This is a genomic window from Amnibacterium sp. CER49 (assembly GCF_029846255.1).
GTDB lineage: Bacteria > Actinomycetota > Actinomycetes > Actinomycetales > Microbacteriaceae > Amnibacterium.
The window spans coordinates 1,537,456-1,551,502 of the sequence record NZ_JARVWQ010000001.1 but is presented as its reverse complement, the minus strand read 5'-3'; the positions used below and the strand labels follow the sequence as shown (position 1 = coordinate 1,551,502).

The 14,047-nt window shown below is 73.0% G+C and carries 11 protein-coding genes; 1 reads left to right on the top strand and 10 read right to left on the bottom strand.

All coding sequences use genetic code 11. The annotated features are described in order from the left end of the window. Positions 1 to 108: 108 nt before the first annotated feature. The 6 genes from QDR37_RS07565 to QDR37_RS07540 form a co-directional block, all read right to left on the bottom strand. Positions 109 to 2,604, bottom strand: coding sequence for a glycosyl hydrolase family 65 protein (locus QDR37_RS07565; protein ID WP_279713010.1), 2,496 nt, complete (start codon positions 2,602 to 2,604; stop codon positions 109 to 111). Next, entirely contained in the window at positions 2,604 to 3,365 is a 762-nt protein-coding gene (locus tag QDR37_RS07560) for a beta-phosphoglucomutase family hydrolase (RefSeq protein WP_279713009.1), read from the bottom strand. The genes QDR37_RS07565 and QDR37_RS07560 overlap by 1 nt, the downstream gene beginning before the upstream one ends. A gap of 99 nt (positions 3,366 to 3,464) precedes the next feature. Next, positions 3,465 to 3,974 (bottom strand): amino-acid N-acetyltransferase, encoded by a 510-nt coding sequence (locus tag QDR37_RS07555; protein WP_279713008.1) that lies wholly within the window; start codon positions 3,972 to 3,974, stop codon positions 3,465 to 3,467. A 101-nt stretch (positions 3,975 to 4,075) separates the two neighbouring features. After that, on the bottom strand, positions 4,076 to 6,571 hold the full coding sequence (locus tag QDR37_RS07550; protein WP_279713007.1) for an ATP-dependent Clp protease ATP-binding subunit: 2,496 nt from the start codon (positions 6,569 to 6,571) through the stop codon (positions 4,076 to 4,078). A 162-nt stretch (positions 6,572 to 6,733) separates the two neighbouring features. After that, entirely contained in the window at positions 6,734 to 6,940 is a 207-nt protein-coding gene (locus QDR37_RS07545) for a hypothetical protein (RefSeq protein ID WP_279713006.1), read from the bottom strand. A gap of 114 nt (positions 6,941 to 7,054) precedes the next feature. Continuing rightward, positions 7,055 to 7,183, bottom strand: a complete 129-nt coding sequence (locus QDR37_RS07540; protein ID WP_279713005.1) for a hypothetical protein — start codon at positions 7,181 to 7,183, stop codon at positions 7,055 to 7,057. Between the two features lie 205 nt (positions 7,184 to 7,388). Here QDR37_RS07540 and QDR37_RS07535 point away from each other — a divergent pair, with 205 nt between their 5' ends. Then, a complete protein-coding gene (locus tag QDR37_RS07535) occupies positions 7,389 to 9,515 on the top strand; it encodes an acyltransferase family protein (protein WP_279713004.1) in 2,127 nt (708 codons plus the stop codon). A gap of 12 nt (positions 9,516 to 9,527) precedes the next feature. Here QDR37_RS07535 and lysS read toward each other — a convergent pair whose 3' ends face one another. Genes lysS through QDR37_RS07515 form a run of 4 tightly spaced genes read right to left on the bottom strand, consistent with a single transcriptional unit; the run spans position 9,528 to position 14,046 of the window. Next, positions 9,528 to 11,009 carry a lysine--tRNA ligase gene (lysS, locus tag QDR37_RS07530; RefSeq protein ID WP_279713003.1) on the bottom strand — a complete coding sequence of 494 codons (1,482 nt, stop codon included), beginning with the start codon at positions 11,007 to 11,009 and terminating at the stop codon, positions 9,528 to 9,530. Positions 11,010 to 11,018: 9 nt separating this feature from the next. Beyond that, positions 11,019 to 11,891: a pantoate--beta-alanine ligase gene (gene panC, locus QDR37_RS07525; RefSeq protein WP_279713002.1), complete on the bottom strand. Its 873-nt coding sequence runs from the start codon at positions 11,889 to 11,891 to the stop codon at positions 11,019 to 11,021. Beyond that, positions 11,888 to 12,598, bottom strand: coding sequence for a DUF2520 domain-containing protein (locus QDR37_RS07520; RefSeq protein ID WP_279713001.1), 711 nt, complete (start codon positions 12,596 to 12,598; stop codon positions 11,888 to 11,890). The genes panC and QDR37_RS07520 overlap by 4 nt, the downstream gene beginning before the upstream one ends. Beyond that, positions 12,595 to 14,046 (bottom strand): PH domain-containing protein, encoded by a 1,452-nt coding sequence (locus QDR37_RS07515; RefSeq protein WP_279713000.1) that lies wholly within the window; start codon positions 14,044 to 14,046, stop codon positions 12,595 to 12,597. Before QDR37_RS07515 ends, QDR37_RS07520 begins: the two co-directional genes overlap by 4 nt. Position 14,047: the final 1 nt, after the last annotated feature.

Genomic DNA, 14,047 nt, shown 5'->3' with positions numbered 1-14,047 from the left:
GCGGCCCGCAGGCACGAGAACCGGGGGGGTTCCGACATTCCGGGCGCGAATACTCGCCCGCTTCGTCGGAACCCGCCCGGTGTCTGCGCGAAGGGGTCGGGCCGCGGCTCAGCTCGCGGGGTCGGTACCGCTCGTGCTCCACTCGTCGCCGCCCACGATCGGCACGGTCGCCGTCATGAGCGAGCCGTCGTCGCGGCGCGTCGCGCTGAGCCGGTCGGCGCTCGGCCGTCCGTGCAGCAGCGGCCCCTGGCCGACGAGCGGCACGCGCGCCGGCAGCCCCGCGGCCACCGAGACGCGCTGGCCGCGCACCGTGAACTCGACCGGGTCGCCCGAGAGCACCTGCGCGACGAGCTCCGTGGCCGAGACCGTGACCTTGAGCCGCGAGCCGTGCCACTGGATCCGGAAGCGCAGCTCGGGCCAGTCGGCGGGCAGCCGCGGGTCGAACGTGAGGTGGCCCCCCGCGTCGCGCATGCCGCCGAAGCCGTAGACGAGCGCGCTCCACACACCGCCGGTCGAGGCGACGTGCACGCCGTCGCTCGCGTTGTTGTGCAGGTCGTCGAGGTCGACGAACGCCGCGTGGTGGAAGTACTCGAGCGCGAGGTCCCGGTACCCGATCTCCGCCGCGATGATCGACTGCACGACCGCGGAGAGCGTCGAGTCACCCGTCGTCAGCGGGTCGTAGTACTCGAAGTCCGCCCGCTTCATCTCGTCGGAGAACTCGTCCGAGAGCAGGAACAGCGCGAGCACGACGTCGGCCTGCTTCAGCACCTGGAACCGGTAGATGACGAGCGGGTGGAAGTGCAGCAGCAGCGGCAGCTTGTCCGGCGGCGTCGCCTTGAGGTCCCAGACCTCGCGGTCGAGGAAGTGCACGTCCTGCGGGTGGATGCCGAACGACTCGGAGAACGGGATCACCATCGCCTCGGCGGCGCGCTCCCACTCCCCGATCTCCGCCTCGTCGAAGCCGACGCGGTCGACCATCCGGGCGTAGGCCTCCGGGAACTGGTCCGCGACGATCCGCACCGACTCCGCCGCGTAGCGGAGGTTGAAGCGCGCCATGACGTTCGTGAAGAGGTTGTCGTTCACGACCGTCGTGTACTCGTCGGGTCCGGTCACGCCGTGGATGTGGAACGTCGCCCCGCCGGTGCGGCGCCAGAAGCCGAGCGTCGTCCACAGCCGCGCGGTCTCGACGACGACGTCGATCGCTCCGCGCGCGAGGAAGTCGGCGTCGCCGGTGGCCCGCACGTACTTCGCGATGGCATAGGTGATGTCGGCGTTGATGTGGTACTGCGCGGTGCCGGCGGCGTAGTACGCGCTCGCCTCCTCGCCGCTGATCGTGCGCCACGGGAACAGCGCTCCGCCCTCGTTCAGCTGGCGGGCGCGGCGCCGGGCGGCGGGCAGCATGCGCTGGCGCATGAGCAGCGCGTTCCGTCCGAACAGCGGGTTCGTGTACGTGAGGAACGGCATCACGTACACCTCGGTGTCCCAGAAGTAGTGGCCGCTGTAGCCGCTTCCGGTGACCCCCTTCGCCGGCACGCCCTGCCCGTCGGCGCGGCCCGCGGCCTGCGCGAGCATGAAGAGGTTCCAGCGGGTCGCCTGCTGCAGCTCGGGCTGCCCGACGATCTCGACGTCCGACTTCTCCCAGAAGTCGGTGAGCCAGTCCCGCTGCGCCCGGTGCTGCGCGACCGCGCCGGTCTCGATCGCCCGGTCGAGGAGCCGGTCGCCGCGGTCGAGCAGCTCCCGCGGCGGCACGCTGCGGCTCGTGTGGTACGCCGCGAACTTGGTGAGGCGCACGGGCACGCCGGCGCGGGCGCGCACATGGAACTCGTGCTTCGCGCTGTCGGGGCCGACGGAGCCGGTGGTGCGCGAGTCGTTGTCGGTCTCGAGCACGTGGTCGACCATCACCGAGAGGGTCATGTGCGAGTGCGTCACGCGGTAGCCGAGGCCGCTGCGCGTCCCCGTCTGCCAGTGCTCGACCGGCTGCAGCACGCGGTCGGCGAGGCGCTCCGCCCGGCGCGGGTCGAAGCCGGCGAGCGCCTTGCCGCCGTCCTGCTCGGGCAGGGCGAACTCGTCCTCGCCGTCCTGCCGGTTCAGCACCTGGCTCGAGATGACGACGTTCGCGTCGGCGTTCTCGACGACGACCTCGAACGACATGACGGCGAGGTGCCGCTCGACGAACGACACCATGCGGTCGGAGCGCACGCGCACCCGCTTGCCGGCGGGCGTCAGCCAGAGCAGCTCCCGGCGCAGGACGCCGTCGCGGAAGTCGAGCGCGCGCTCGTACTTCAGCAGCTCGGCGATGTCGAGCACGAGGGGCTCGTCGTCGACGTAGAGGCGGATGATCTTCGTGTCGGGCGCGTTCACGATCGTCTGGCCGACCTCGGCGAAGCCGTAGGCCTGCTCGGCGTGCCGGATCGGCCACACCTCGTGCAGGCCGTTCACGAAGGTGCCGTGCTCGTGCGCGTTGCGACCCTCGGACGAGTTGCCCCGCATGCCGAGGTAGCCGTTCGCGACGGTGAAGATCGTCTCGGCGAGGCCGAGGCGGTCCTCGCTGTAGATGCGCTCGACGAGGCGCCAGGGGTCGATGGGGAACCGGTCGCGGTCCATCAGGATCGGGGTCCTTCCGAAGCAGAGGAGGGGAGCAGGTCGGCGAGGTCGGGCACGACGACGTCGGCGCCCGCGCGGAGCAGGGCGTCCGCGCCGGCGCCGCGATCGACGCCGACCACGAGACCGAAGCCGCCTGCGCGGCCGGCCTCGACGCCGGAGATGGCGTCCTCGACGACGACCGAGCGCCCGGGCTCGACCCCAAGCCGCCGAGCGGCCTCGAGGAAGATGTCGGGCCGCGGTTTGCCCGGCAGGCCGTGCTCCGCGGCGACGACCCCGTCGACGACCACGGGGAAGCGGGGCAGCAGGTGCGCTGCCTCGAGCACGGGGACGGCGTTCTTCGAGCTCGAGACGACCGCGGCGGGCACGTCCTGCTCGGCGAGCCGGTCGAGCACAGCGACGGATCCCGGGAACGCCGCGATCCCCTGTCGCTCGAGCAGCGCGTTGAACACGGTGTTCTTGCGGTTGCCGATGCCGCAGACGGTGTCGGCGTCGACGGGATCGCCCGGGTCGCCGTGGGGCACATCGATGCCGCGGGACGCGAGCACGAGGGCGACGCCCTCGTAGCGGGGACGGCCGTCGAGGTACCGGAAGTAGTCGTCGTCGGTGTACGGCTGCGTGACCCTGAACTGCACGAAGAGCGCCTGGAACATCTCCGCCCAGGCCTGCATGTGCAGCTCGGCGGTGGGCGTGAGCACCCCGTCGAGGTCGAACAGCACGGCGGCCGCCGAGAAGAACCGCGACCGGCTGTCGTCGAGCGCCACGAGCCCTCCTCGCACTGCGGCTCATGGTGGAGCGGCCGGTGACCGCTGTGCCGGGCCCGCGGCGGACAGCCTAAGTCGCCGCGACGCGCCGAGCCCGCATCACAGGTGCTTCAACATGCGGGTGTTGCCGAGCGTGTTCGGCTTCACCCGGGCCAGGTCGAGGAACTCGGCCACGCCCTCGTCGCCCGATCGGGCGAGCTCGGCGAGCGCGTCCGGCGGCACGAGCCCCTCCCCCACGGTCGTGAAGCCGTGCCGGGTGAAGAACTCGACCTCGAAGGTCAGGCAGAACAGCCGCGTGACGCCGAGCTCGAGCGCGTCGACCTCGAGCCGCTCGAGCAGCGCGTGGCCCACCCGGCGACCGCGCCAGGCGGGGTCGACGGCGAGCGTGCGGACCTCTCCGAGGTCGTCCCACATCACGTGCAGCGCGCCGCAGCCGATGACGGTGCCGTCCTGCGCCTCCGCGACCCGCATCTCGGGCACGGCCGCGTAGAGCACGGCCAGGTCCTTGCCGAGCAGGATCCGCTCCGCCACGAGCGGCGCCATCAGCTGCTCGATCCGCCGCACGTCGGCCGTGCGCGCGCGGCGGACGGTGAACGGCGTCTCGGTCATCCGGCCATCCTGCCGAAGGGTCGCGCCGTCCCCGAATCGGGAGGACGACGAAGGGGCGCCCACCCGTCGGGTGGACGCCCCTCTCGTCTGGAGGCGGAGGACTACTCCCCCGCGGGACCGCCGTCCGTGATGACGCCGGCGGCCGCACCGACGAGCTCGTCACGCTTGCCGGTGGTGAACACGAACTCGCCGTTGTCGAAGTCGACCTTCACGTGGTCGCCGCTGTTCAGCTCGCCGTGGAGGATCTTCTCGGACAGCCGGTCCTCGATCTCGTGCTGCACCGCGCGACGCAGCGGCCGCGCGCCGAGCGCCGGGTCGAAGCCGAGCTCGATGAGCCGCTCCTTGGCCGGGACCGACAGCTCGACCGTCATGTCGCGGTCGAGCATGCGCTGCCCGAGCCGCTTGACGAACAGGTCGACGATCTGCAGCAGCTCGGGCTTGCTGAGCTGCGGGAAGACGATCATCTCGTCGACGCGGTTCAGGAACTCGGGCTTGAAGTGGCGCTTCAGCTCCTCGTTGACCTTCGCCCGCATGCGGTCGTAGCCGGTCGAGGTGTCGCCCTCGGCGACGAAGCCGACCGGACCGCCGGAGATGTCGCGGGTGCCGAGGTTCGTCGTCATGATGATGACGGTGTTCTTGAAGTCGACCACGCGGCCCTGACCGTCGGTGAGGCGGCCCTCCTCGAGGATCTGCAGCAGCGAGTTGAAGATGTCGGGGTGCGCCTTCTCGATCTCGTCGAAGAGCACCACGCTGAACGGCTTGCGCCGCACCTTCTCGGTGAGCTGGCCGCCCTCCTCGAAGCCGACGAACCCGGGAGGGGCACCGAACAGCCGCGAGACGGTGTGCTTCTCGCCGTACTCGCTCATGTCGAGCGAGATGAGGGCGCCCTCGTCGTCGAAGAGGAACTCGGCGAGCGCCTTGGCGAGCTCGGTCTTGCCGACGCCCGTGGGGCCCGCGAAGATGAACGACCCCGACGGGCGGCGCGGGTCCTTGAGGCCGGCACGCGTGCGGCGGATCGTCTTCGCGAGGACCGAGATGGCCTCCTCCTGACCGATGACCCGCTCGTGGAGCGCCTTCTCCATGAAGATGAGCCGGCTCGACTCCTCCTCGGTGAGCTTGAACACCGGGATGCCGGTCGCCTGGGCGAGCACCTCGGCGATCAGGCCCTCGTCGACCTCGGCGGTGGTCTTCACGTCACCGGAGCGCCACTGCTTCTCGAGGCGCAGGCGCTCGGCGAGGAGGTTCTTCTCCTCGTCGCGGAGGCCGGCGGCCTTCTCGAAGTCCTGGTCCTCGATCGCGGCCTCCTTGGCGGCGCGCACGAGCGAGATCTTCTCGTCGAACTCACGCAGCTCGGGCGGCGCCGACAGGATCGACAGGCGCAGGCGAGCGCCGGCCTCGTCGATCAGGTCGATGGCCTTGTCGGGCAGGAAGCGGTCGGAGATGTACCGGTCGGCGAGGTTCGCCGCGGCGACGATCGCGCCGTCGGTGATCGACACCTTGTGGTGCGCCTCGTAGCGGTCGCGGAGGCCCTTCAGGATGTTGATCGCGTGGGGGAGGCTCGGCTCCTGCACCTGGATCGGCTGGAAGCGGCGCTCGAGCGCGGCGTCCTTCTCGAAGTGCTTGCGGTACTCGTCGAGCGTCGTGGCGCCGATGGTCTGCAGCTCGCCGCGGGCGAGCAGCGGCTTGAGGATGCTCGCGGCGTCGATCGCGCCCTCGGCGGCACCCGCACCGACGAGCGTGTGGATCTCGTCGATGAAGGTGATGATGTCACCGCGGGTGCGGATCTCCTTCGTCACCTTCTTGAGGCGCTCCTCGAAGTCGCCGCGGTAACGCGAGCCGGCGATGAGGCTACCGAGGTCGAGCGTGTAGAGCTGCTTGTCCTTCAGCGTCTCCGGCACGTCGCCGCGGACGATCGCCTGCGCGAGGCCCTCGACGACCGCGGTCTTGCCGACGCCGGGCTCGCCGATCAGCACGGGGTTGTTCTTCGAGCGGCGCGACAGGATCTGCATCACGCGCTCGATCTCCTTCTCGCGCCCGATGACCGGGTCGAGCTTGCCGTCGCGCGCGGCCTGGGTGAGGTTGCGGCCGAACTGGTCGAGGATCTGCGAGCCCTGGGCGGCCTGCTGCTGCTCGCCGCCGACGGCGACCTGCTCCTTGCCCTGGTAGCCCGACAGGAGCTGGATGACCTGCTGGCGCACGCGGTTGAGGTCGGCGCCCAGCTTGACGAGCACCTGGGCGGCGACGCCCTCGCCCTCGCGGATGAGGCCGAGCAGGATGTGCTCGGTGCCGATGTAGTTGTGGCCGAGCTGCAGCGCCTCGCGCAGCGACAGCTCGAGCACCTTCTTGGCGCGCGGGGTGAAGGGGATGTGGCCGGTCGGCTGCTGCTGGCCCTGGCCGATGATGTCCTGCACCTGCTCGCGCACCGCGTCGAGCGAGATGCCGAGCGACTCGAGCGCCTTGGCGGCGACGCCCTCACCCTCGTGGATGAGGCCGAGCAGGATGTGCTCGGTGCCGATGTAGTTGTGGTTCAGCATCTTGGCCTCTTCTTGGGCCAGGACGACGACTCTGCGGGCTCGATCGGTGAAGCGCTCGAACATGCTCAGCTCCTGAAGGATGTCGGGCCGGCCTGGGCCGGTGCCCGACGACGGGATCACGGTGGAGCGCAGGATGCGCGCCGCGTGGTGTACCGAGGCTAACCAGCGACCCTGCGGGCCTCTGCCGCTGTTCGCCCCAGGCTTAGGGCGTGGCGGGCAGGCGCATCAGCGGCGCGACTCGTCCTCCGGCTGCCGGTCGGCCCGCTCGGCGGCGTGCCGCGCCAGGACCTCGGCCTCGTACCTCGCCTGCGCGGCGCGCTCGGTGCGGTCGGCACGGATGATCGCCCGCATGACGAACCAGAACAGCAGGACCACGAGGATCGTCGGCAGGATGGCCCAGAGCCCCTCGTCCCACCCGCCGATCGCGCCCATGACCTCAGGGTACGTCGCGCGGACGGCGGCGCCGCGCGCGGCTGTCCGCGGCCTCGGCTCGGCGACCGGCTGGGACGGCCTGCGCCCCGCTCGGGGTACCGGCCGTCCGCTCCGTCAGGCGGCGCGGAGCAGGGCGGGCGAGCCGCCGAAGACGAGCAGCCAGCTCAGGTACAGCTCGAAGACGATCTTGCGCACGGTGTCCCCCTCACCCGATCCCACCCCCGCGGGAACGGATATGAGCATCGCGGCATACGACCGAGCGCGCACGATCCCAGTCGGGGTGCGACCCCCGGGAGTGCGACCCCGAGGGGTGCGGCGCGGTCGGGTGCGACCCGGACGAGGCGCCGCCCGTTCCGGGGGCACCCGGCACCGACTGTTCACGCGACGTCAACCGCGGCGTCGACGGCGATGCGACGGGAACGCGCGGCCCCGGTGACACCGTCGAGGGGTGCAGCCGACCGACACCCTCAGCCGACCTGCCACCCCTGCCCGCGGCGCCGCTCCGTCGGACGCCGCGGTCGCCGGCACCGAGCCGGCCGCAGAGCGACCGCGCCCCCTGCGGCTCGAGGTGCAGACCCTGCGGGCGATCGCCGTGACGCTCGTGGTGGTCTACCACCTGCGCCCCGCCTCGCTGCCGGGCGGCTACGTCGGCGTCGACGTCTTCTTCGTGATCTCCGGCTTCCTCATCTCAGGGCACCTGCTCCGCGAGGCCGAGTCGACCGGCGGGGTGAGCCTCACCGGGTTCTGGGCGAACCGGGTCAGGCGCATCCTGCCGGCGGCGCTCGCGACCGTCGCCGTCGTCACCGTCACCGCGTCCATCGCGCTGCCCCGCACCGCCGCGGCCGAGGTCGGGCGCGCGGCCGTCTGGTCCGCCCTGTCGGCGGCGAACTGGCTGTTCGCCGCGCAGTCCGTCGACTACCAGGCGCAGTCGCCCGACGCCTCACCCTTCGAGCACTTCTGGTCGCTCGGCGTGGAGGAGCAGTTCTACCTGCTCTGGCCGCTGCTCGTCCTCGGACTCGCGCTGCTCGCCCGGCGGCGGGCCGCCCTCATCCGCCGGTGGGCGCCGCTGCCGTTCGGACTCGTGCTCGTCGCCTCGCTCGCGTACGGCGTCTGGCTCACCGCCTCGGGGTCCGAGGCGGCGTACTTCATCACGCCGACCCGCATGTGGGAGCTCGCCGCGGGCGGCCTCCTCGCCGCGCTGCTCGGCGAGCGGCGGCTGCCTCCGGCCGCCGCCGCCGTGGTCCAGGCGGGCGGTGTGGGGGCGATCCTCACCGCGGCGATGGTGTTCACCGCCGCGACCCCGATGCCGGGTTGGGCCGCGGCACTGCCGGTGCTCGGCGCCCTGGCGGTGATCGCGGGCGGAGACGCGCCGGTCCTCCGACGCGTCTGGGCCCTCCGCCCGGTGCGGTTCGTCGGAGACGTGTCGTACTCCCTGTACCTCTGGCACTGGCCCCTGCTCGTCTTCTCGCGCGCGCTCACGGGGCACGCGCCCGGCCGGCTGCAGTCCGCAGCGCTCGTCCTCGGCGCGCTGGGGCTCGCCTTCCTGTCGTACCGCTTCATCGAGCAGCCCTTCCGCCGCGCCCGGATCCGGCGGCCGCTCCGGTTCGTCTCGGCCGGGCTCGTCGCCGCCCTCGTCGCGGCCTCCCTCGGCGGCGCCCTCGTCCTCCGCGACCGGATCGCGGCGGACGCGGACGCGGCGGCCGGCCGGGTCGTGCTGACGCCCTCGGCGGGAGCCCCGATCGGCTGGCCCGCGCTCGACGCGGCCGCCGACCGCACCTGGGTGCGCCCGCAGCACGTGACCGTGCCGGAGCCGGCGCAGGCGGGGAACGACATCCCCTTCCCGCGGTGCACGACAGGTCATCTCGATCCCCGCTCGCCGGTGTGCGTGCTCGGCGACCCGAGAGGCGACGTCACGGTCGCGTTCGTGGGCGACTCCCACGCCGTGATGTGGAGCGGTGCGATGGACCTGCTGGCGAAGCAGGAGCACTGGCGGCTGCTCACCCTGATGCACAACTCGTGCCCGTTCAACCTCCGCCCCCGCGAGATGGAGCGCTCGGGGCACTCGAACTGCACCACCGCTGTGCGGTACGGCATGGAGGTCCTGCGCAGCCGGCACGTCCGGGTGGTGCTCACGACCGGCTGGCGCGGGGACTTCCCGCGCGAGGTGCGGGGCGCGGCGGACGGCTACTCCTCGCTCTGGCGCACGCTGCAGCAGGAGGGCATGGCGGTCGTCGCCCTCGGCGACACCCCGGCGCCCCCGTCGGCGACGGGCGGGACCATCCCCGACTGCGTCGCGGCCCACGATCCGGCGACCTGCGGGCGGTCCCGGAAGGCCGCGGAGTCGTTCCAGCCCGATCCGCTGCTCCGGGCCGCCGCCGAGACCCCCGGCGTCGGCGTGCTCGACCCGGTGGACGCGTTCTGCGGCACCACCTGGTGCCCCGGCGTGATCGGCAACGTGCTCGTGTACCGGGACCTGAACCACATCACCGACACCTATGCGCGCACCACCGTCCCGTGGCTGCGGCGCCACCTCGCACCGATCGTGCAGCAGCGGCTGGCGGGCGCGACCTCCTGACCCGGCGCCGCCCTACTTGACGAGCGGGAAGAGGATCGTCTCGCGGATGTTCTCGCCGGTGAGCACCATGAGCAGCCGGTCGATGCCCATGCCCATCCCGCCGGTGGGCGGCAGCCCGAACTCGAGGGCGCGGAGGAAGTCCTCGTCGATCCGCATCGCCTCGGGGTCGCCCTGCGCCGCCAGCGCGGCCTGCTCCACGAACCGCTGCCGCTGGATCACCGGATCCGCGAGCTCGGAGTAGCCGGTGGCCAGCTCGAACCCGTGCACGTAGAGGTCCCACTTCTCGACCACGCCGGGGATCGACCGGTGATCGCGCACGAGCGGCGAGGTGTCGACGGGGAAGTCCATGACGAAGGTCGGACGCTCGAGCGTCTTCTTGACGAAGTGCTCCCAGAGCTCCTCGACGTACTTGCCGCGGATCGGGTGCGGCACCTCGATCTCGAGGCGATCCGTGAGCGCGACGAGCTCGGACAGGGGCGTCTCGGGCGTGATCTCGATGCCGGACGCCTCGCTGAGCGACGGGTACATGCTGATCCGGTCCCAGGTGCCCCCGACGTCGAAGCGGGTGCCGTCGAACCACTCGATCTGCTCGGACCCGCCGGCGGCGAGCGCGGACTGCTGGACGAGCTCCTGCGTGAGGTCGGCCATCCCCTGGTAGTCGGAGTAGGCCTCGTACGCCTCGAGCATCGCGAACTCGGGCGAGTGCGTGGCGTCCGGGTTCTCGTCGCGGAAGTTCCGGTTGATCTCGAAGATGCGCTCCAGGCCGCCGACCGCGGCCCGCTTGAGGAAGAGCTCGGGCGCGATGCGGAGGAACAGGTCGGTGTCGTAGGCGCGCGAGGCGGTGCGGAACGGGCGCGCGGACGCACCGCCCTGCTGGGTCTGCAGCATCGGGGTCTCGAGCTCGATGAACCCGCGACGGGCGAACGTCGCCCGGAGCGACGAGACGGCGGCCGCGCGGGCGTGCACCATGCGGCGGGCCTCGGGTCGCACGATGAGGTCGAGGTAGCGGCTGCGCACCCGCGTCTCCTCGGAGAGCTCGCTGTGCAGGTTCGGCAGCGGCAGCAGCGCCTTCGCGGCGATGCGCCACTCGTCGACCTGGATCGACAGCTCACCGCGGCGGGACGTGATCACGTCGCCGGCGACGAACAGCTGGTCGCCGAGGTCGACGAGCGCCTTGAAGTCCGCGAGCGACGTGTCGCCGACGGAGTCGAGCGCGACCATCGCCTGGATGCGGCTGCCGTCGCCCGACTGCAGCGCTGCGAAGCAGAGCTTGCCGGTGTTGCGGAGGTGCACCACGCGGCCCGCGACGCCCGCGCGCTCGCCGGTGCGGGTGTCGGGCTCGAGCTCCGGGAAGCGCTCGCGGAGCGACCCGATCGTGGTCGTGACGGGCACACCGACCGGGTAGGCCTCACCCTGCTCGAGGAGGCGCTGCCGCTTGCCCAGCCGGACCTCGCGCTGCTCGACGGTGTCCGTGGCCTCGGCGGCGTCGGTCATGCGGCTCCTTCAGGGGCGCTCGGGCTGGGGGGCCTCGCGCAGCACGACGGCGGCGTTGTCGAGCAGCCGCGTGCCGCCGAACCGGGCGGCGAGGAGCACGAGGGCAGGGCCACGATACCGGTCGTCCACCGCGTCGAACGTGGCCGGATCGACGATCGCGACGTAGTCGACGGCGACACCGGCCACGGCCGAGAGCACGGCGCGGGCGGCGTCGGCGGCGGCCTGCGCGCCCTGCGGCGCGGCCTGCGCGGCCGCGGCGAGCGCGTCCGGCATCGCGCGGGCGGCGGCGCGCTCCTCTCCCGACAGGTAGCGGTTGCGGCTCGAGCGGGCGAGCCCGTCGCCCTCGCGCTGGATCGGCACGACGCGCACCTCGACGGGGAGGTCGAGGTCGCGCACCATGCGCTGCACGAGGAACACCTGCTGGGCGTCCTTCTGCCCGAAGAGGACGACGTCGGGCTGCACGATCGAGATCAGCTTCGCCACGACGGTGAGCACGCCGTCGAAGTGGCCGGGACGCACCGCGCCCTCGAGCAGCTCGCCGACGGGCCCGGCCGCGACCCGCACCGTGACGGGGCCGTCGGGGTACATGTCGTCGACCCCGGGCGCGAACACGAGGTCGACCTCGGCGGCCTCGAGGGCGGCGCGGTCCGCCTCGAAGGTGCGCGGGTAGCGCTGGAAGTCCTCGTTCGGCCCGAACTGCAGCGGGTTCACGAACACCGACGCGACCACCGCGTCGGCGGACTCGTGCGCTGCGGCGACGAGGGCGAGGTGGCCGTCGTGCAGGGCCCCCATCGTCGGCACGAGCGCGACGCGGCCGCGATCGCGCAGCGCACGCACGGCCGCTCGTGTCGCGGGGATCTCGTAGACGACCTCGATGCTCACGCTTCCTCCTTCGGTTCCGGCCGGACGCCGCGGGCGGCGACGAGCGCGCGCTCGAGGGCCGATCGCGCGACGGGACCGAGCACCCGGTCGGGCTGGTCGATGCCGAGCCCGGCGAGCAGCCCGGACGCACGGCGCACGGCGTCCTCGAGCGGCGCGGCGACCGTGCTGAGCGCCGCGGCCCACGCCGGTCGGTCGCCCTCGGCGACGACGATGGGTTCGCAGCCCATCTCGACGGCGAGCGCCTGCCCGATCGGCAGCACCGGTGCCGGGGCGGTGACCGCGCACCACGCCTCGCGGAGCCGGGCGAGGTCGATGCTCGTGCCGGTGAACGCCATCGCGGGCGAGAGCGCGAGCGGGATCGCGCCGGCCGCCGCCGCGGGGCGGAGCACGTCGACGCCGCTGCCGGGAGCGGTGTGCACGACGAGCTGCCCTGGCACCCAGGCGCCGACATCGGCGAGGCCGCGCACGAGGCCAGGCAGCTCGAGGTCCGGCACGGCGATCAGGACGAGCTCGCTGCGCTCGACGAGCACCGGCGGGTCGAGCCGCGGGGCGCCCGGCAGCAGCGCCTCCGCGCGGTCCCGGCTCGCGTCGGAGACGGCCGCGACGCCGACGAGCGCGTGCCCCGCTCCCGCGAGCGCGGCGCCGAGCACCGGGCCGACGCGGCCGGCGCCGAGGATGCCCACGCCGAGGCGCCCGGCCGCGGTCACGCCGGTGCCTCCTCGACGCTCGCGGCCCAGCGGTGGGAGGTGTCGGCCGAGCGCGCCTGCTGCCCCTCCACGTCGAGCTGCACGAAGAGGGCCACCGCCCGCGGCTCGTCGATGAGCCCGAGGCGGGTGCGGACGGGACCGTGGACGACGTGCGGCTCGATGGTCGCGACGCCGAGCAGCCGCTCGGCGGGCCCCTGGTGCAGGGCGACGCTCTGGATGCGGGCCTCGGGCACGATCGTGAGGTGCCGACGCAGGAAGCCGCCGCGGAGCAGCACGGCGCCGTCGGTGACGAGGAACCCGGTGCGCCGCCAGGCGAGGGGCCGCAGCCAGCGGGCCCGGCGCGGCGCGGGCACGAAGTCCTCGTCGTGCCCGCGCCCGGTGAGACCGGCGGCGAGCACCGCCCCCGCCGCGGCGAGACCGGGCACGAGGTGCGGCACGAGGGCGAGCACCTCCTCCCGGGACGCGACCGGCGCGATCGAGCGTTCGAGCTCGGCGTTGCGGCGGCCGCCGATGCGGCCCGCGCGGTTGACCGACACGCGCCACCAGCCGGCAGGGCGCCACAGCAGCGGCTGCTCGATGCGGACCGCGTGGATGCGGCCCGGCGGCACGGCCTCGTTGCTCGTGCTGAGGATGCCCGCGCCGATGCGCACGCCGTCCGGCGTGGCGGTCACCGAGTACCGCAGGTTCCGGGCGGTGCGGCGGGCGGCCACCGTGACCGCCGCGATGAGCAGCGGACCGAGGGAGATCCCCGCGGCCGGCGCCGCGCCGACGGCGGTGAGCACGGGGATGCCGATCGCGGTGACGAGCACGACGATGAGGGTCGGCTCCGACAGCAGCACCGAGCCGAGCGCGCGACCGGGACCGATGGCGAGGATCGGGACCCCCGCCTCAGCGGCGGGCTGCTCGGCGACCGCCTGCCGCTGACCCGAGGCGAGCCGCAGCACGTCGCGGCGGAGCTCCTCGGCGGCGCCGCTCGAGAGGTACTCGAGGCGCACGTTCGCGTCGTGGCCCGCGACGTCGAGCTCGACCCGGGCCGCGCCGACGAGGCGCGCGAACAGCGGACGGGAGATCGTGACGCCCTGGATGCGGTCGAGCTTCGCCGTGCGGGTGGTGCGCAGCAGGATGCCGTGCCGCACGGTGACCGCCTCGCCGTCGATGCGGAACGTGCTCGCCCGCCACGCGAACCAGAAGAGCACGATGCCGACGACGAGCACCCCGGCGACGATGAGCGCGCCGATGCCGAGCAGGTGGTGGCGCGAGAGCGCGTCGAGCGGGTCGCCGCCGCTGTCCGGCAGGCCGAAGACGAGGGCGACGAGCCGTTCGCGGAGGTTCGCGCCGAGCCAGAGCAGCACGGCGAGCAACCCGATGCCGCCGCGCAGCAGCGGGGTGGCGGGGTGCAGGCGGTGCCAGGCGCCGTCGAGGTACTGGCCGCCCGGGGCGGCCGGCATG

Bases quoted from the DNA above. Each gene is read 5' to 3' on its own strand.
- lysS (WP_279713003.1), bottom strand. From the start codon at position 11,009: ATGACCGACGCCGCCGAGGCCACGGACACCGTCGAGCAGCGCGAGGTC.
- QDR37_RS07545 (WP_279713006.1), bottom strand. From the start codon at position 6,940: ATGGGCGCGATCGGCGGGTGGGACGAGGGGCTCTGGGCCATCCTGCCG.
- QDR37_RS07565 (WP_279713010.1), bottom strand. From the start codon at position 2,604: ATGGACCGCGACCGGTTCCCCATCGACCCCTGGCGCCTCGTCGAGCGC.
- QDR37_RS07555 (WP_279713008.1), bottom strand. From the start codon at position 3,974: ATGACCGAGACGCCGTTCACCGTCCGCCGCGCGCGCACGGCCGACGTG.
- QDR37_RS07515 (WP_279713000.1), bottom strand. From the start codon at position 14,046: ATGCCGGCCGCCCCGGGCGGCCAGTACCTCGACGGCGCCTGGCACCGC.
- QDR37_RS07550 (WP_279713007.1), bottom strand. From the start codon at position 6,571: ATGTTCGAGCGCTTCACCGATCGAGCCCGCAGAGTCGTCGTCCTGGCC.
- QDR37_RS07540 (WP_279713005.1), bottom strand. From the start codon at position 7,183: ATGCTCATATCCGTTCCCGCGGGGGTGGGATCGGGTGAGGGGGACACC.